Origin of the sequence: Acinetobacter sp. YH12108, from assembly GCF_013419055.1 — a bacterium.
Classification (GTDB): domain Bacteria; phylum Pseudomonadota; class Gammaproteobacteria; order Pseudomonadales; family Moraxellaceae; genus Acinetobacter.
Genome location: NZ_VPAW01000024.1, coordinates 23693 through 41184, shown reverse-complemented (window position 1 = coordinate 41184; position 17492 = coordinate 23693). Strand labels below are relative to the sequence as shown.

At 42.5% G+C, this 17492-nt stretch carries 22 protein-coding genes; 9 read left to right on the top strand and 13 right to left on the bottom strand.

The features are described from left to right. Window positions 1–3: 3 nt before the first annotated feature. The 6 genes from FTU46_RS13455 to FTU46_RS13430 form a co-directional block, all read right to left on the bottom strand. Window positions 4–1005, bottom strand: coding sequence for a quinone-dependent dihydroorotate dehydrogenase (locus FTU46_RS13455; RefSeq protein WP_005235085.1), 1002 nt, complete (start codon window positions 1003–1005; stop codon window positions 4–6). Window positions 1006–1095: 90 nt separating this feature from the next. Next, window positions 1096–1575, bottom strand: a complete 480-nt coding sequence (gene gspM, locus FTU46_RS13450; RefSeq protein WP_180105172.1) for a type II secretion system protein GspM — start codon at window positions 1573–1575, stop codon at window positions 1096–1098. Further along, entirely contained in the window at window positions 1575–2717 is a 1143-nt protein-coding gene (gspL, locus tag FTU46_RS13445; RefSeq protein ID WP_180105171.1) for a type II secretion system protein GspL, read from the bottom strand. The genes gspM and gspL overlap by 1 nt, the downstream gene beginning before the upstream one ends. 29 nt (window positions 2718–2746) lie before the next feature. Continuing rightward, window positions 2747–3202 carry a phosphohistidine phosphatase SixA gene (sixA, locus tag FTU46_RS13440; protein WP_180105170.1) on the bottom strand — a complete coding sequence of 152 codons (456 nt, stop codon included), beginning with the start codon at window positions 3200–3202 and terminating at the stop codon, window positions 2747–2749. A gap of 73 nt (window positions 3203–3275) precedes the next feature. After that, window positions 3276–4349 carry an NAD(P)H-dependent glycerol-3-phosphate dehydrogenase gene (locus tag FTU46_RS13435; protein ID WP_034704062.1) on the bottom strand — a complete coding sequence of 358 codons (1074 nt, stop codon included), beginning with the start codon at window positions 4347–4349 and terminating at the stop codon, window positions 3276–3278. 33 nt (window positions 4350–4382) lie between these two features. Continuing rightward, a complete protein-coding gene (locus FTU46_RS13430) occupies window positions 4383–4961 on the bottom strand; it encodes a nitroreductase family protein (RefSeq protein ID WP_034169994.1) in 579 nt (192 codons plus the stop codon). Window positions 4962–5226: 265 nt separating this feature from the next. On the opposite strand from FTU46_RS13430, the gene FTU46_RS13425 reads away from it, so the two are divergent. Next, window positions 5227–5604 (top strand): hypothetical protein, encoded by a 378-nt coding sequence (locus FTU46_RS13425; protein ID WP_171505595.1) that lies wholly within the window; start codon window positions 5227–5229, stop codon window positions 5602–5604. 60 nt (window positions 5605–5664) lie between these two features. Here FTU46_RS13425 and rhlB read toward each other — a convergent pair whose 3' ends face one another. Then, window positions 5665–6816, bottom strand: coding sequence for an ATP-dependent RNA helicase RhlB (rhlB, locus tag FTU46_RS13420; RefSeq protein ID WP_004782458.1), 1152 nt, complete (start codon window positions 6814–6816; stop codon window positions 5665–5667). A 96-nt stretch (window positions 6817–6912) separates the two neighbouring features. Then, entirely contained in the window at window positions 6913–7128 is a 216-nt protein-coding gene (locus tag FTU46_RS13415; protein WP_004782461.1) for a cold-shock protein, read from the bottom strand. A 381-nt stretch (window positions 7129–7509) separates the two neighbouring features. Between FTU46_RS13415 and FTU46_RS13410 the strand changes: the two genes are divergently transcribed. The 6 genes from FTU46_RS13410 (at window position 7510) to FTU46_RS13385 (ending at window position 11485) form a co-directional block, all read left to right on the top strand. Next, on the top strand, window positions 7510–7743 hold the full coding sequence (locus tag FTU46_RS13410; protein WP_180070270.1) for a sulfurtransferase TusA family protein: 234 nt from the start codon (window positions 7510–7512) through the stop codon (window positions 7741–7743). Between the two features lie 141 nt (window positions 7744–7884). After that, window positions 7885–8754 carry an RNA polymerase sigma factor RpoH gene (gene rpoH / locus FTU46_RS13405; RefSeq protein ID WP_004782464.1) on the top strand — a complete coding sequence of 290 codons (870 nt, stop codon included), beginning with the start codon at window positions 7885–7887 and terminating at the stop codon, window positions 8752–8754. Window positions 8755–8891: 137 nt separating this feature from the next. Further along, window positions 8892–9257: a DUF423 domain-containing protein gene (locus tag FTU46_RS13400; RefSeq protein ID WP_004782466.1), complete on the top strand. Its 366-nt coding sequence runs from the start codon at window positions 8892–8894 to the stop codon at window positions 9255–9257. 39 nt (window positions 9258–9296) lie between these two features. Next, window positions 9297–9494, top strand: coding sequence for a sulfur carrier protein ThiS (gene thiS, locus FTU46_RS13395; RefSeq protein WP_005235073.1), 198 nt, complete (start codon window positions 9297–9299; stop codon window positions 9492–9494). Window positions 9495–9511: 17 nt separating this feature from the next. Next, the gene (locus FTU46_RS13390) at window positions 9512–10294 is read left to right on the top strand and encodes a thiazole synthase (protein ID WP_180003681.1); all 783 of its coding nucleotides are present in this window, start codon (window positions 9512–9514) and stop codon (window positions 10292–10294) included. Between the two features lie 465 nt (window positions 10295–10759). Beyond that, complete coding sequence (locus tag FTU46_RS13385; protein WP_180105169.1) at window positions 10760–11485, top strand: hypothetical protein; 726 nt, start codon at window positions 10760–10762, stop codon at window positions 11483–11485. Between the two features lie 40 nt (window positions 11486–11525). Here the strand turns inward: FTU46_RS13385 and FTU46_RS13380 are convergent, their stop codons facing one another. The 3 genes from FTU46_RS13380 to FTU46_RS13370 all read right to left on the bottom strand — a co-directional run bounded on the left by FTU46_RS13380 (window position 11526) and on the right by FTU46_RS13370 (window position 13203). Continuing rightward, on the bottom strand, window positions 11526–11837 hold the full coding sequence (locus tag FTU46_RS13380) for a putative quinol monooxygenase (RefSeq protein ID WP_034702136.1): 312 nt from the start codon (window positions 11835–11837) through the stop codon (window positions 11526–11528). 15 nt (window positions 11838–11852) lie between these two features. Then, complete coding sequence (locus FTU46_RS13375) at window positions 11853–12434, bottom strand: NAD(P)H-dependent oxidoreductase (RefSeq protein ID WP_180105168.1); 582 nt, start codon at window positions 12432–12434, stop codon at window positions 11853–11855. 157 nt (window positions 12435–12591) lie between these two features. Then, a complete protein-coding gene (locus tag FTU46_RS13370) occupies window positions 12592–13203 on the bottom strand; it encodes a glutathione binding-like protein (RefSeq protein WP_004782472.1) in 612 nt (203 codons plus the stop codon). Window positions 13204–13419: 216 nt separating this feature from the next. Between FTU46_RS13370 and FTU46_RS13365 the strand changes: the two genes are divergently transcribed. Both FTU46_RS13365 and trmB read left to right on the top strand, forming a co-directional pair. Continuing rightward, on the top strand, window positions 13420–14865 hold the full coding sequence (locus FTU46_RS13365; RefSeq protein WP_180105167.1) for a SulP family inorganic anion transporter: 1446 nt from the start codon (window positions 13420–13422) through the stop codon (window positions 14863–14865). Between the two features lie 150 nt (window positions 14866–15015). Continuing rightward, complete coding sequence (gene trmB, locus FTU46_RS13360) at window positions 15016–15732, top strand: tRNA (guanosine(46)-N7)-methyltransferase TrmB (protein WP_004782474.1); 717 nt, start codon at window positions 15016–15018, stop codon at window positions 15730–15732. Window positions 15733–15775: 43 nt separating this feature from the next. Here the strand turns inward: trmB and FTU46_RS13355 are convergent, their stop codons facing one another. Both FTU46_RS13355 and FTU46_RS13350 read right to left on the bottom strand, forming a co-directional pair. Next, on the bottom strand, window positions 15776–16552 hold the full coding sequence (locus tag FTU46_RS13355; protein ID WP_180105166.1) for a Rossmann-like and DUF2520 domain-containing protein: 777 nt from the start codon (window positions 16550–16552) through the stop codon (window positions 15776–15778). 83 nt (window positions 16553–16635) lie between these two features. Continuing rightward, window positions 16636–17433 (bottom strand): thioesterase family protein, encoded by a 798-nt coding sequence (locus FTU46_RS13350; RefSeq protein WP_159123882.1) that lies wholly within the window; start codon window positions 17431–17433, stop codon window positions 16636–16638. Between the last annotated feature and the right edge of the window lie 59 nt (window positions 17434–17492).

Genomic DNA, 17492 nt, shown 5'->3' with positions numbered 1-17492 from the left:
GATTTAAAGCGCGGCTACACAGTCTTTAACCAGTTCCGGCCCAGTATATATGAGGCCACTATAGACTTGTACAAGGCTTGCACCAGCTTTTTTCTTGGCCAGCGCATCCGCACCTGAAAGAATACCACCCACACCAATCAATGGAATTTGTCCCTTTAATTCCTCTGCAAATGCAGCCAGACATGCCGTGCTTTTCTCAAAGACTGGCGCGCCTGATAAACCGCCCGCTTCTTCTGCATGCTCCAGACCTTCCACACCTTCACGTGACAATGTGGTATTGGTCACGATCAGACCATCAATCTTGTATTGCAATAACTGCTTGGCAATAAAGGCAATATCTTCAGCTTCAAGATCCGGTGCAACTTTTAATACCAGAGGAACGTAATGCTGATGTTCCTGAGCCAGTTCCAGCTGACGATTCTTTAGCGTTTCCAGCAATTCAGTCAGTGCATCGCCACTTTGTAAACTGCGCAGGTTCTTGGTATTTGGAGAAGAAATATTAACGGTGATATAGGAAGCATAATTATAGACTTTTTCTAAACAAATAAGGTAATCATCTACTGCTTTTTCTACCGGAGTATCAGCGTTTTTACCGATATTGATTCCCAGTACACCTTTAAATTTTGCAGCTTTAACGTTTTCAATCAGTTTGTCCACACCATCATTATTAAAACCCATACGGTTAATAATCGCTTTGGCTTTCGGAAGACGGAATAAACGTGGATGAGGATTACCAGGTTGCGGGCGTGGAGTAATGGTACCAATTTCAATAAAACCAAAGCCTTGACTGGCCAAGGCATCAATATAGGCACCATTTTTATCTAACCCTGCTGCAAGACCGACCGGATTAGGAAATTCGATTCCCATACAGGTCACAGGTTTCACAGCAACATTTTGACGCATCATGCCCATTTTATGGGATGATTTTAATAGTGATAGTGTCAGCTCATGTGCACGCTCTGGTGCTAAAGAAAACAACAAAGGGCGGGCTAGAGAATACAACATATCTAGAAAAGTCTACTGCTTTTTAAGTCGGCATATTATAGGCATAGGCTGACAAAAAAACCATGCTTTGCAAATCTTTATTTTTACCAGTTATTGCACAGTCGCTGTTAATTTAATCTGCCCTGCTTCATTATTTAGTTCCATTTTCTCGATACTTAGCCCCATTTGTGCCAACTGTGTCAGGAAGTTGGCCAGCACAGAATAATTTTCATGAGACAGCATCAACTGAATTTTTCCATCCATTTGCTGTGATGCGACCGACAGCCCTTGTTGCTGAGCAATACGCTGCACTTTTTCTGCTGCATCTAATTGCAAGTCTCCTGCCGGCTTCATAGTAACAGCATTGCTTTGCATCCAGACCAGCGTATCTTTTAGATCATTTAAACGTTTCTGCTGGGTATCTGCTGTCTGATGCATTGCCCAGAGTGCACTCGCAACAGCGGTCACCAGCACAAAGATTGTGGTAAAGATTACCAGAATGCGTTCACGTGCTGACAAACGATCCAGATAATCGGTCAGTTTTTCAATTTGCAGATCCATGCGGTTCTGTAAGGTTTCAATAGCTTTCATTATTGTATTTTCACCAGTCCTACGGCGCCTGTTCCATTCGCCTGTATATTCCCCAATTCTACTTTAAAGCCCTGCTGCCCCAGTTGCTTGGTCAAAGTATTTAAACTTTCAGATGAATTGGACTGTAACTGCAGACTCAATCCAGACGGATCATAATTGACACGCTGTGCCACAATCTGGTTTTGCATCAACACCGGCCCGACTCGGCTAATGAGCTGCAAAGCCTGAGTATCCGCAGCCTGACTTTGACGAAGCTGGGCTTCAAACTGACTTTTAATATTCTGCTCAGTGACCGGATAATTCTGTCCAAACCAGTATTTAAACTGATCAATCGCCTGCATCGCAGTGGTATTGGCGACTTTTTTATATTGATACCAGCGCACCGCATCATAAGTGAACTGCAATACCAGAATCCCAAGAAAAACCGCAGCACAGGCTTTCCAGTAACCGGAAACAGTATGATCCGATTTACCCTTTGGCAGGATATTAAATAGATGCTGTTTCGGTTTTTTTAGCATTGGCAACGTATATTGGAACGAGTTTAATTGTTCACGTGTTGCTACCGCTTCTAAACTGCTCATTTGTTCAGGGCTGAGATTGCTGACCTGATATTCCAGATCTTTGGGCTGAAAATCTAGATAAAGGCTCAGATCATCCACTGACTGGCCAATATATTCAGCTTCACGTACCAGCAGATGCCCACCAATTTGTGCAATAACGCGCTGCTGCGCATGTTCAGGTACTGGTAAGACCAGAAAGTCTGGCAATAATGCAGTGACTTTAACAGGAATCAGATTCAGGGCATGCTGCAAAGTTTCAACTGTAGAATTTGCAATCCCCAGAATACTGATCTGGTCAGGCTGCTGAAAATGATGCAGCACTTTCATCGTATCGACAGGCAGTACCACATATTCTTCTAACAGATATTTGATGCCATCATTGCCCATTTTCTTGTATTGGCTCTTAGGCAAGGTCTGCTGCAAAATCTGCACATGACGACTTGGAAAAAAGACCGTCGCCTCTTCACCATGATAGGCCTGAATATCCTGAATCAGCTGCTCGAGTGTTGCAGCAGTGTTCCAGAACTCCCCCTTTGACCATTGCCAAACCCCATTGGCTTCCGGCATCCATAAATACAACATCGATTGTGTTCTACCGTTTTAATTGGTTTTTATACTGTTGGAATAAAGCTTTTAACTTGTGTTGATAGACCTGGTGCAATCACGGCCTGATCATAAATACGTGCTTCTGATAAATGGAATGGATGAAAAGACTCAGTCAACAGAATAGAGGCAATATGCGCCACAACATTCATATGACAAACCACCGCAATGGACTCATACGGCAGTTGTGACAACCATTCAACTGCAACTTTAGCATCATCATCAGGCTTGATAGTATTACAGATCACAACGGGTACATCTTTAAAATAGTGCTGTAAATGCGCCAGAGTTTCCTGCGCACGCAATAAAGGACTGACCACAAACACTTCCGGTTTAATGATGTCCTTTAAATACTGTGCTGTCTGTTCCGCCTGTTGATGCCCGCGCTCCGTTAGGGGACGTTTGCTATCATTCCCATTCACTGGTGGCGCGGCTTCGCCATGTCGCACTAAAGTCAGTTGCATCTTATTTCCCTATTTATTTGGTCACTACGATCATCAGTCAGCATCATAATCATCGCGCTTCCTGTGTTATAGATCAGACTTGATGATGTGGCAAGACAAATTCGACATCACTGCGATGACCATTTTTCATCAAGGATAGAGCGATCGTCAGCGGCGGCGCTCCTTCAAAGATCACTTCATACAAGGCAGTTGTAATCGGCATATACACATCCAGCTCTTCTGAGCGTGCTTTTACCTGCACAATCGTGTTAATCCCTTCTGCCGTCTGCCCCAGTTCAGTCGTCGCCTGCTCTAGGGTTTTACCCTTACCTAATGCATAACCAACCTGATAGTTACGACTCAGCGGACTGTTACAAGTGGCGAATAGATCACCTACACCTGAAAGCCCCAGGAAAGTCAGCGGGTTTGCACCCAGCTTGACTGCAAACCGACTCATTTCCGCTAGAGCGCGGGTCAGAATCATACTCTTGGTATTTTCACCGACATTATAGGCAGCCGCCATCCCCATCGCGACCGCATAAATATTTTTCAGTGCACCGCCCAGTTCTACGCCATGTACATCATCACTGGCAAAGACACGGAATAATGCACTATGGAGTGCCTGTTGCACTGCATAACGTACCAGTTCAGATTCACTGGCAATCACCGTACCTGCCGGCTGACCTGCGACAATTTCTTTGGCCAGGTTTGGACCAGACAGCACACCATAAGGCACTTCCGGTAGTTCTTCACGAATGATGTCACTCATAAAGCTGAAGGTATTGGCTTCGATCCCTTTTGTCAGGGAAATCACCGCTTGAGAGGTTATAAAGGGCTTGATCTGCTGCAACACATCACGGAAAGAATGGCTTGGAATCGCGACTAGAATAATATCGCGATCACGAACAGCCTTCTCCAGATCGGACACAGCAAGCAGATTTTCTTCCAGCTTAAAATCCGGTAGATAGCGTTTATTGATATGTGTTGCATTAATATCTTCAGCTACTTCCGGATCACGAATCCAGATCATGGTATCGCAGCCATTTCGAACCGCGGTATTGGCCATTGCAGTACCAAAACTACCACCGCCTAAAACTGTAATTCTTAAAGCCGTATTCTGGTTGACCACTACCGGTTCAATCAAATCGGTAAAATTTAATTCTGACATCTTGTTTTCTAATATCCTGTGTCTTGAAATGCCTTAGTTTTGATTCCAATAACTTACATAATTCTGGGTCTGGATTTCAGCACGTGGTGCAATCGCTTTTGCCGCCGTACCGATATAGATAATGCCAGAAACCAGATCATCCTTACCAATACCGAGCGACTGCTTGAAAAATTTTGATTCTACTACTGCGCCACTACGCCACATAGTTGAAAAACCTTGAGCCTGCAAAGACAGCAAGAAGTTTTGAATAGCGGCACCTGAACTCAAAATCTGCTCAAAATGTGGCACTTTCGGATGATCCTGCAAACGGGTTAATGCCAGTACCAGCAAAGGTGCACGAAAAGGATGATTCTTGACCCGTTCAATCTGAGCTGATTCAGTTTGACCCAGATCTATCAGTGCTTGCGATAACAGTTCACCAAATGCTTCACGTTGCGCATCCGGGATGATCACAAAAGTGGTAGGTTTTAACCGGTGATGATCCGGTGCTGTCAAAGCAGCTTTAAATGCCATTTCTAACTGTTCTGCATTCGGCGCAGGTGCCAGCAAATGTCCTATTGATTGACGTTGGTGAATATTTTGATGAACGATGTCGACCACAGATTCCGTCATTGCTTTATAGATCTATAACTTAAAAACTACGGTCAAGATTAGCATATTCCACTAGTAATACTCTAGAAACTTGCAAATACCTCTACCTTGAAAATATTTAAGGAAGATTACAATATTTTCTATGGAATCAATAAAAGGTCTCTTTCATTCACTTTTCTCTCATAGAGCAACATCAAAAATTGCCAAACTTATACAACAGCTCCTAATTCTGTGCTTTTTACTGTGTTTCAATATTCCCAGTTCTGTTTTCAAGCGAGATTTTATGATGAAAAAAACAATTGCGATCAGCGGATTAGCAGCTTCAGCTCTACTTTTAACTGCCTGTGCATCTAACCCGACTTCAGTGGCGGTTCAAAAGGAAAATAATCAGTTTGAAGTAACAGGATTAGGTAAAAACCAGTTAACCTCTAAAAATAATGCAGTGAATGCCGCCAGCAAAACCTGTGGCTCCAAAGCAACTGCGATTATTCTGGATGAAAAAACTTCTTATAATGGTGCACTAAAAGGTGTAGTCGATGAACAGACCGGACAAATGATTCAGGCTGCTGCGACTGTATTAGGCAATATTGCCGGCACCAACACCGGATTGAACCAGAATGATGATTATCAGACTGTTTTAACGTTCCGCTGTGAAGCAAAATAAGCTTCAACATGTGCAGTAATAAAAAACCGCTCTTTAAGAGCGGTTTTTTTGCAGTTTAGATTAGCAATAGCCTTCCAAACGGGTCAGCGGTAATTTTTGTCCAATCGCTTTTTCAATCTCTGGCAAATAGAACGCATCATCTTCCGCCAGGAAACTGATACTTACACCACGCGTTCCCGCACGACCGGTACGACCAATACGGTGTACATAATCATCGGACTGTTCAGGCAAAGTGAAGTTAATCACATGAGATACGCCATCCACATGAATACCACGACCGGCAACGTCTGTCGCAATCATGATGTTATGTTTACCATTTTTGAACTGGTCTAACATTTTTAAGCGTTTGTCTTGGGCAATTTCACCTGACAGCATTACCACTTTATAACCATCACGTTTTAAATGATCATATAGCTTACGTACCTGATCACGACGGTTAGCGAAAATCATGACCTTTTCAATCGGCTCATCACGCAGAATGTCTTGCAGCAACTTATATTTGTCTGCTTTCGCGACCATATACACCCGCTGTTCTACGTCGGCATTGGTTTTTTTCTCTGGCTCAATTTCGACAGTGACCGGTTCAAATAACCATTGCTGTGCCAGATTCAAGACATCATAGCTAAAAGTTGCAGAGAACATCAGCGTCTGACGCTGCTCTTTGCGTGGCGAGAAACGCACAATACGTTTTACTGATGGAATAAAGCCCATATCCAGTAGACGGTCAGCTTCATCAATCACCAGGAATTCAATCTGATCCAGCCAGACTTCTTTTTGTTCGACAAAATCAATCAGACGCCCTGGAGTAGCAACCATGATATCCACTGGCGCTTTATCCAATTGAGCTTTCTGCTTGTCAAAATCTACACCACCTAGAAGTGTTACGACACTCAGGTCAGTAAACTTGGTCAGCTCATGCGCGTCGCTTTCGATTTGCAGGGCAAGTTCACGTGTTGGTGCCAAAATCAAAGCACGCGGTTCACCACGATAACGCTGTTCTTTTACCGGATTATTCAGCAAGTCATTAATCACGCTAATCAGGAATGCGGCTGTTTTACCCGTACCCGTTTGTGCACGACCAATAGCATCATGTCCTGCCAAGGTGAATTTTAAAACCTTCTGCTGAATCGGCGTCATGGAAGTAAAGCCTAAAGCATCAATTGCCTTTTTCAGTTGGGGATGTAAATTTAAGGTTTCAAAACCAGATGACATAAAGCACTGCTCTAATTTGATATTCACTAAGATGGAATAGTATAAACAAAAAACGCCCCAATTTATATTGGGGCGTTTATTAGCTTAATCCGAAGATTAGTCTAATGGTTGAACTTCTTCAGCTTGGAAGCCTTTTTGGCCTTTAACTACACTGAATTCAACACGTTGGCCGTCACGAAGTGAACGGTGGCCTTCGCCTTGGATTGCACGGAAATGAACGAATACGTCATCACCGCCGTTGCGTTGAATAAAGCCGAAGCCTTTAGTGTCGTTGAACCATTTAACTACGCCTTGTTCACGAGCAGCTGTCATAAGTTAATCCTCATTGATACTAAAAAAAGGACCACCCGGTGTTGCAAACAGCAGAGCAAACAAGTTTGAAAATATTATTTTTAAGCTTGTAATCATTCTGTAAAACTATTAACAAAATCCCGGTTACATCCATTGTGTATAGGGCGAAAAACAATCAATTTGTTTATCTGAAATCCTAAATACGCAACGAGCTTAACATGGGTTTATGACAATTAATAGATATTTTTTAGCTTTGTTCCTTTTGATTTAGTTATTTTTTTCACAATATATATCAGAAAAATTATATATATTATTTCATGTAACTTTTTAGCTAAATAGTTGGGTTTTGGCATCCTATTTGCTAATATTTATAGCCTTTTTTGCGATATGAATAAAACGGAAATGAGTGATAACCACGGTCAAGCGCATATTATTGATGCCATGGGTAAACCCTGTCCGATGCCGCTCCTGATGTTAAAGCGTGCATTAAAAGCAGATCAGGGCAAAACATTCTTGTTAAAGTCATCAGATCCATATAGTCAAACTGATGTTACACGGTATTGCCAAATGCATCAGTTAAAATGCGAATCTCAACAGATTTCTACGACCGAGTATCACTACCTGATTGAATCTTAAAAATTTTCAATTAAACTGGATGCTCTCCATACTCGTATAAAAGTTTACATTTCTCTACCCAAATATCCATTATTTGAGGAGAGTTTGGATTAAGATAAAACCTAGTTAAGGGTTAAATCCCCCGCACTTCAAGGAGAACACATGAGTGACAGCCGCAATCAATTGATGCCCCTGTCATTATCGGCGCCAGGTGTCAATCTTGGTGCTTATATTAGCACTGTCAATCAAATTCCTATTTTGACGGCCGAACAAGAAAAAGAGTTGGCCGAACGCTATTACTACGACCAGGACCTGGACGCAGCAAAAATGCTGGTCATGTCTCATTTGCGTTTCGTGGTACATATTGCACGTAGTTATGCAGGTTATGGCCTGCCTCAAGGTGACCTGATCCAGGAAGGCAACCTTGGCCTGATGAAAGCCGTTAAGCGTTTTGACCCTAGTATGGGCGTACGTCTGGTGTCATTTGCGGTGCACTGGATCAAAGCTGAAATTCATGAATATGTAATTCGTAACTGGCGTATTGTCAAAATTGCGACCACTAAAGCGCAGCGTAAACTGTTCTTCAATTTACGTAGTCTGAAAAAGTCTTCTAAAAAGTTAACGCTTGAAGAAGCTCAGTCGATTGCCAATGACCTGAATGTAACACCAGAACAGGTGTTGGAAATGGAAGGCCGATTGACGGCTTATGATGCAGCATTTGAAGCATCAGGTGACGATGATGACGAAAATTCAACTCACGTTGCTCCAGCACTATATCTGGAAGACAACCGTTATGACCCGGCACGTCTGATTGAAAATGAAGACTATGAGGAACAAAGCACCTCTGCCCTGCATGAAGCGATGGAACAGTTAGATGACCGTTCCCGTAATATCTTGCAGCGTCGCTGGCTGGATGATGAAAAATCAACCTTGCATGAACTGGCAGCTGAATATAATGTTTCCGCCGAACGTATCCGTCAGCTTGAAAAGAATGCAATGGAAAAGATTAAAGTAGCAATGTCTTCAAACTGATGTATTGAATTAATAAACTACTAATCTTAAGAAAAAGCCTTCATATATGAAGGCTTTTTTTGTCTTTTAATGCCGTGTTTCAGCCTTAGCTTTTATGCTAAGGTTAAGCGCAAACTTTATTGGGAAGGTCAATTCAAATGTGGATTGCGATTTCAGCACTGAATCTTGCGCTTGCAGTCATGCTCGGCGCATTTGGTGCCCATGGTTTAAAGACTCGAGCGACTGAAGCACAGTTGACCTGGTGGCAAACGGCCACAGATTATTTCTTCTACCATGCTCTTGGCTTACTTATTCTAGCAGTGATCAGCAGAGTGATTCCTGAATTGCCAATCAAATGGAGTTTTCTCCTGATCCAGGCGGGGATTTTCCTGTTCTGTGGCTCACTCTATGTCATGGCACTGGGTCTGCCGCGCGGTTTAGGTGCAATTACGCCAATTGGTGGTGCCTTAATGATTGCTGGCTGGTTAATTCTGGCCTGGAATGCCGTAAAATACCTCAAATAGGTCTGATGCTTTAATCAATAATCATGGAGGGTTGCCAAGATGCTGGTGTATATCAATGGCGAACAACAAGAAACTCAATGCAAGAACCTGCTGGAACTGGTTCAAAGTCTGGCGCTTGAGGGTAAACGCTTTGCAGTTGAGGTCAATGAAATGATTATTTCTAAAAGCAGATTGGGTGAAACGCCCATTTGCGAAGCGGACAAAATAGAAATTATTCACGCAGTCGGTGGCGGCTAATAACACTTGGAACAATTATGCAAGATTTATTACAGATCGGTTCACGCCAATTCCAGTCTCGTCTTTTAGTAGGCACAGGCAAATATAAAGATTTAAATGAAACAGATCAGGCCATTCAGGCCAGTGGTGCAGAAATTGTAACGGTTGCTATTCGCCGGGTGAATATTGGTCAGCATCCAGACCAACCGAACCTGCTTTCAGTGGTTCCACCAGAAAAATACACCATTTTACCAAATACTGCGGGCTGTTTTGATGCCAATAGCGCAATACGCACCTGTATGCTGGCACGTGAACTGCTGGATGGTCATAACCTGGTAAAACTGGAAGTACTGGGCGATGAAAAGACTCTTTATCCAAATATTACCGAAACTTTGAAAGCAGCGCGTACCCTGATTGATGACGGTTTTGAAATCATGGTCTATACCTCAGATGATCCGATCGTGGCACAAGAACTTGAAAGTATGGGCTGCGTAGCAATCATGCCTTTGGGTAGCCTGATCGGTTCTGGTCTGGGGATTCTGAATCCACACACGATTTCGATTATTAAAGAAAATGCCAAAGTGCCTGTGCTGGTTGATGCGGGTGTCGGTACTGCCAGTGATGCAGCGATTGCCATGGAACTCGGCTGTGACGGCGTACTGATGAATACTGCGATTGCTGCTGCACAAAATCCGGTCTTGATGGCCTCTGCGATGCGTAAGGCGGTTGAAGCGGGTCGTGAAGCATTCCTGGCCGGTCGTATGCCACGCAAACGCATGGCCAATGCCAGCTCACCTGAAACCGGTTATTTCTTTAAATAATAATCGAGGCTAGAGGCCCAAAAAATTATTTAAATCATGTCGATCTGTTCAGGAGTTTCCAGCAAACTCCTGGACTTTTAAATCTTTATGACTCTGATTACATTTTAAGATTAAGATGAGATCCCTTTCATAAATCAGACAATGGTCGTTCATTAGTATTAAAGTTCCTTCCTTCTCTCTTCAGGATGGGGAGCATGCTCCACGAGAGGATGAGGGGATTTCTTAAAAACCTCTCCCTAGCCCTCTCCTATAAGGAGAGGGAGTTTCCTTGACCATTTTCTAGTAACTTAGATTCTCAAATGAAGAACTCAAAATATTTTTAATTGATGAGAAAGACACATTGCAGCTCATCACAAACCTGTCTCATATGATTTTTAAAAGAGTCCTCTCACCTTCTTTTGATAAACTAACTCATTATCCAACTTCGAACATTTATAAAAATATAAATAAAAGGAATTTAAACCGATGCTTCATCAAATCAAACTGCCTTTCCTATTTAGCACCCTGCTGTGTATAGCATTTACACAAAGTGCATGTGCAACACCTCAGATAGGCAGTTCTCTAAATTCAAACTATCAATCTTTTGTTCCGAAAAACTGGAAAATTTTAGAAAAAGCGCAAGGTGATTTAAATCAGGACGGTCAAGCGGACCTCGCACTGATTATTGAAGATACTAATCCCGAAAACTTTGTTGCAAATGCAGGTGTAGGTAATCATGTTCTAAATACCAACAAACGAAAACTTTTGATTTTATTCAAGCAGGCAAATGGTTATCAGCTTGCAGCTAGCAATACTACTTTGCCAACCGAAGGTGATGTAGAGTCGCCTTGCCTCACTGATCCACTTGGTGAATCCGAAGCCTTAAGCATTCAAAAAGGTGTACTTCGGGTTCATTTACACTACTGGCTAAGCTGTGGTTCATGGTATGTCACCAATTATACTTATACCTTTCGATACCAAGATAATGCTTTTAAATTGATTGGCTATGATGTAGATGATTTTCACCGTGCCTCGGGTGAGAGTACAGCACGAAGCATTAACTTTTTAACAGGCAAGCTAAAAACTACAACAGATGAAAATGAATTTGCAGAACAGACGCAACCTGCCAAAGTTCAATGGTCCACCTTAAAACACCGCTACGCACTAAAATTTGAACAGGTTCAATTTAATCAGCCACAAGAGTTCAAATAAAATTAAATATCACAAACTCTTTCAAACTGAGAATTACAGCTTAAAGTGCTTCTAAAATTCGGATCTTTACACTCGCAACCGCACCTTTAGTGGCTTTAGCATGTTGCTGCATATTTACACTATGCATATGGGTTTCCAGATGCTGAATACTTTCCCATTTTTCAAACATCATGATTGAAAAAGGCACTTTGGTCTGTAATCGGCTCTCAATCTCTGGATGATCAATATAAACATCATAAAGATGACAGCCTGGCTCTTGTAATACCTGTGCGCGGATGTTGTTAAATGAATCCAGCACTGTTTTCATATCTTGTTCCGAATGACAAATGATTTCAGCAATAACGGTTAGCATGGTCATATCTCCTGGTTAAGCAAAAATTTGAATTAAATGTTCACGATACTGTGTAATATACGCTTCAACTTCAGGGGCTTTAATTACATCATTCACAATAAATGTCGGTAAAGCCTGCATCCCCAAGAATTGGTTGGCTTTATGAAAAGGTAAGTAAACGCCATCTACACCCACGCCATGAAAAAACTGCTCGGTATCCGTAAACGCATCCATCGGTGCATTCCAGGTAAGAGATAACATATAGTTTTTATCGTGAATCAGGCCACCTGAGCCGTATTGTTTTGAAGCATCTGAACGTGAGCGACCATCATTTGCATACAGGCTGCCATGCCCTTCGGTAAAAACATCATCAATATACTTTTTCACTGGCCACGGCGCACCCATCCACCAGCCTGGCATTTGGTAAATGACCGTATCTGCCCAAAGATATTTTTCCACTTCTGCTTTTGCATTATATTCACTATCAGCACGAGTCACCTGAACCTGATGCCCCAGTCCCGACAATACTTCTTGTGCCAGTTCGGCCAAAGTATCATTTAACTGACCATTTGAGTGGGCAAAAGCTTTTGCGCCATTAATTAATAAAATATTTTTCATGGAAAGAACCTGAAACCAAAAATTTATGCAGGCACTATATAGACTCTGCTTATTGCTAAAAAGCAGTGATTTTGCAAATCATTATTGACTAAATATCAACAATTACTTTGGAAGCAATAAAAAAAGCGCCTTATGGCGCTTTTTCAAAATTTTAGTATTAAGGAATCAAACCTTCATCACGCATTGCAATCTGTACAGACTGACGTTCTGCAACCTTATTACGGATATGAATAATATTTTTATATGGGCTCAGATCATGTTCAATCTGGTTCGACCAGTTGGTCAGAACAAACAGGTAAGCATCTGCCGGACCGAAATTATCGTCGACCAGATAATCATTGTCCGATTCACCAATCGCCTTATCGATATAACTCAATAAACGGTCAATTTCTGCATAGGCTTTTTCTTTGGCTTCATCTGATAATTTTCCAGTGAAGAATACAGCATAAGCATCATGCAACTCTGAGTTGAGATAACCTAACCACTCCAGCACTTTGGCACGTCCCATGCCAGAAGGTGGAATCAGATCTTGTTTTGGATCGTGTTGAGCAAGAAACGGTAAAATTGCAACATTTTCTGTAAGAATTAAACCCGGATTAATTTCTAATGCTGGTACATAACCTTTTGGGTTAATTTCGTAATAATCTGCACCTTTTTCTGTTTTATGGGTTTTTAAGTCAACACGTTCCAAATCAAAATCGACATTAATTTCATTTAAAATAATATGAGCTGCCAAAGAGCACGCGCCTGGCGAATAGTAAAGCTTCATTTCTGATCCTTGTTATACACTTCTCAATGTTTTAAATCGCTTCTGACAAACTTTCAAGTGATCAAACCTGTAAATTGCAAAAAAGCGTAACTGTGATTCAGCACAGTTACATATTCAATATTGAGGAATTTACAGGCTTTTGCAAGTCAATCTTGTGTAGATTTTTATCTGTATCTGTTTAAGATACGCAGGTTCTCAAAATTTAGATGATATTTCGTGATTAACCTGAAAAAAGAAGAATGGTTTTCCAATATCCGGACTGATGTACTGGCAGGTTTGGTGGTTGGACTCGCCCTGATTCCTGAATCTATTGCCTTTTCTGCGATTGCCGGTGTCGATCCGCAAGTCGGCTTATATGCCTCTTTCTGTATTGCCGTGTCCATTGCCTTTTTCGGTGGTCGTCCTGCCATGATTTCTGCGGCTACAGGTGCAATGGCACTATTGATGATTACGCTGGTCAAGGATCATGGCTTGCAATACCTGCTTGCAGCCACAATTCTGACCGGGATTATTCAGGTGATTGCGGGCTTTTTTAAAGTTGCCAAGCTGATGCGTTTTGTGTCGCAGGCTGTGGTATATGGTTTCTTGAATGCTCTCGCGATCCTGATTTTTGTGGCACAAATCCCGGAAATTAACCGGATGGATAGCACCGGTTATCTGTTTATTGCGATTGGTCTGGCAATTATTTATCTGTTTCCTTATATCCCTAAAATTGGTAAAGCGATTCCATCGCCTCTGATCTGTATCGTCGTGCTGAGCGCACTTGCGTTAGTGCTTGGTGCAGATATGCGTACTGTGAGCGATCTGGGACAGTTTCCAGATACCTTACCCGTCTTTCTTCTTCCAGAAATTCCACTGAATCTGGAAACTTTGCAGATTATCCTACCTTATTCCTTTACTTTAGCCACTGTCGGTTTGCTGGAAAGCATGATGACCACTACAGTGATTGATGAAGTGACTGGAACTGAAGGCGACCGGCATCAGGAATGTCGTGGTCAGGGTATGGCCAATATTGTCAGCGGTTTTATGGGTGGTATGGCCGGTTGTGCCATGATTGGCCAATCAATTATCAATGTCTCTTCAGGTGCACGTACCCGTTTATCCACTTTGGTGGCTGGGGTGTTTTTGCTGTGTCTGGTGGTCTTCCTGAAAGACTGGCTGGCTTATATTCCTATGGCGGCGCTGGTAGCCATTATGATTATGGTGTCATTTACCACCTTCCAGTGGGGTGCAATCAAACAGTTTGGCAAGCATCCGCTAGAATTTAATACCGTGATGATTGCTGTGATAATTGTCGTGCTCGCTACTCATAATCTGGCGCTCGGTGTATTTGTCGGTGTATTGCTCTCTGCTCTGTTCTTTATTAATAAGCTGGAAAGAACTGTACATGTCTCGACTTATTTGCATAAGCCTAACTCACGTAGCTATATAATTTCTGGTCAGATTTTTTTCAGTAGTACAGAAAAGTTCTACCAGTTTTTTGATTTTAAAGAAAAGCTGGATCAGGTTGAGCTGGATCTGACGCATGCACATATCTGGGATGTGACTTCAGTAAATATGCTCAATAACGTCATCCAGAAGTTTAAAGCCCAAGATATAGAGGTGACTGTAATTGGTTTAAATGAAGCCAGTAGCACTTTGATCGATCGTTTTAGTACCTGATCAAGCTTGATCTATAAAAGAGCCAACTGGCTCTTTTATTTTGTCTGAGATCTCTGGCTCGATTTTTATGGAGAAATACCGAGAAAAGTTTGACTTGCACCGCTCAGGACTTAAAATACCGCATTCTGAATTTTTAGATTTGCCAAAATTATGTCGAACGATCAATTAGACCAGCAAGTCGTGGAGCTGGACAATTTAAGCGAGCACCGTGAAATTGTGACGTTTATGCGCCGCTCAGCGCCATTAAATACCTCTCAACGTACTGCGCTTGAACAATATGGTCACTTAATTTTGGAATATCCGGTGGGTGATTTGCGTCAGCATTTTGAACACCCTGAACGTCCGCTGACTGTAGAAATCGGTTTCGGTATGGGTCGTTCACTGGTACTCATGGCGAAAGCGAATCCTGAGCGTAACTTTGTCGGAATCGAAGTGCATGTACCGGGTATTGCGCAGTGCGTGTATGAAGCAGGTATGGCAGGCGTAACTAACTTACGTGTACTGGATGCTGATGCGATTCAGGTACTTCGTGAAATGCCGGACAATAGCATCAACACCGTTCAGCTGTATTTCCCTGATCCATGGCAGAAAAAACGTCACTTTAAACGCCGTTTTGTATCTCATGACCGCATGCCATTGGTTGAGCAAAAACTGGAACTTGGCGGTACTTTCCATGCTGCAACAGACTGGGAACCGTATGCTGAGTGGATGCTGGAAGTTCTGGAAGAACGTCCACGTTTAGAAAATCTCGCAGGTAAAGGTAACAGCTACCCTCGTCCTGAATGGCGCCCACAAACCAAGTTTGAGCGTCGCGGAATCGAAGCCGGCCACAAGATTAATGATTTTATCTTTAAGAAAATTTCTTAATATCTATAAGTCTAAAAAGCGCTGATTATTCAGCGCTTTTTTATTAGCTCTGATGGCGTTCTAAAATCTGCTGGCTGAGTAATCTATATACATCTGCCAAGTCTTGTCGCTGAGACTGCTCTAGCATCTGCTGATGCATATTCAGAATATTCTGATCACCACGCATCGCAGGTCCAGTCTGCCCCTGACGAGGATCATTTTTCGTCGCTTTATGGGCTGTTTCCAGAATCAATGGATAAAGCAGGCTAAAGTCTACCTGCTGTGCATCCACAATCTGCTTGGCCATGTCATAACAGTAGTTGCTAAAATTGCAGGCAAACACTGCAGCCAGATGTAAGCTCAAACGTTGGTCTGAACTATATTGATAAACTCGTTTGCTTAGGCTATTTGCTAAATGAGTTAAGATTTCTTGATCTTCTGGCTCAGACGCTTCAATAAATAAAGGCGTATTTTCCCAGTCAATTTCACGTTCCAGACTAAAGGTTTGCAATGGATAAAAGACGCCAGACTTTGCATGTACATCTGCTAGAACATTCAGGTGAGAACTGCCTGAAGTATGGACAATCAGCACATCTTGCAAGTAAAAATAGACTTGTCTGATGACCTCAGCAATTGATTGATCACTCACGGCAATGATCATCAAGTCTATATCCTGATTCAGATTTTCAGGTTGAGCGATGGCTTGCGCTTTACATTGATCAGCCAGTTGCTGTGCTTTATCCAGAGTCCGGCTGTAGATCTGTACAATTTCATGTTGTGCTGACAATGCATGGGCAAGATGATAAGCCACACGCCCTGCCCCAATAATACTAATCCGCATTCATCAATATTCCTGAACCATTGCGCACAGCATGCCAATAAAAAAAGGATGAATCAATTCATCCTTTTGCTTTTAAATCAGTTTTAGAATTTTCGTAAGGTCAGAATCTGTTCACTGCGACCGAAAGGCCCGTGAATATCATGCAGCACACCGCTGGTGAGACCAATCCCATCTTCACCATACTGTTGCACCACTTCCAGCCCCAGCCATTCACCTTGCGGCAGACGGTGCATATGAATCTGCAAATCCAGATTCGGGAATCCCCAGCCCGCATTTGGATCCTGACGTGGCACAATGCCATTCGCGGTATCGACCATACCGAGTAAACGACTAAAATCTGTAGTCAGTTGTCCTTCTACCATATCCAATGAATTTCTGAGCCAGACAATGCCTTTGCCTGCACGATGATCAGGATGTGCACGGGTTTCAATACTTTGAATATAACCGCCCGGCCAGCAACTCATACCCTCCCAAACCGGTAAAAACTCAGGGCTTTCAATCGGAAAATCTTCGATACCTGCAATGGCCCGGCTATCCGAAGTCAGCATCCTCCAGGCACGAGCAACGATACAGGTTTTTCCATTGGCACACATTTCCGCCTCAATCAGTTCAATAGTTTTGCCAGGACGGATCATGCGTGTAGTAATAGAAAATTCACCAAATGCAATCAGCCCAAAAATATCCAGTCCAACCCGGCCAATGCGCATTTCTGATCTAGGCTGAAACTGTTCCAGTTCAACACATAGAATACCGGTTGCTGGCGCCATGTGCTGTTCATGAGGATTCCACGCACCTTGAGCATGAATATTGGAACGATAATAGGCAGTAGTACTGCCATCTGTATGCTGCTCGCGCTGGATCAAACTATAATATGCTGACATTATTCTTAAACTTCCTTGATTATTCTCTTAAACTTTAAAATTCATATAAAGTTTCATGA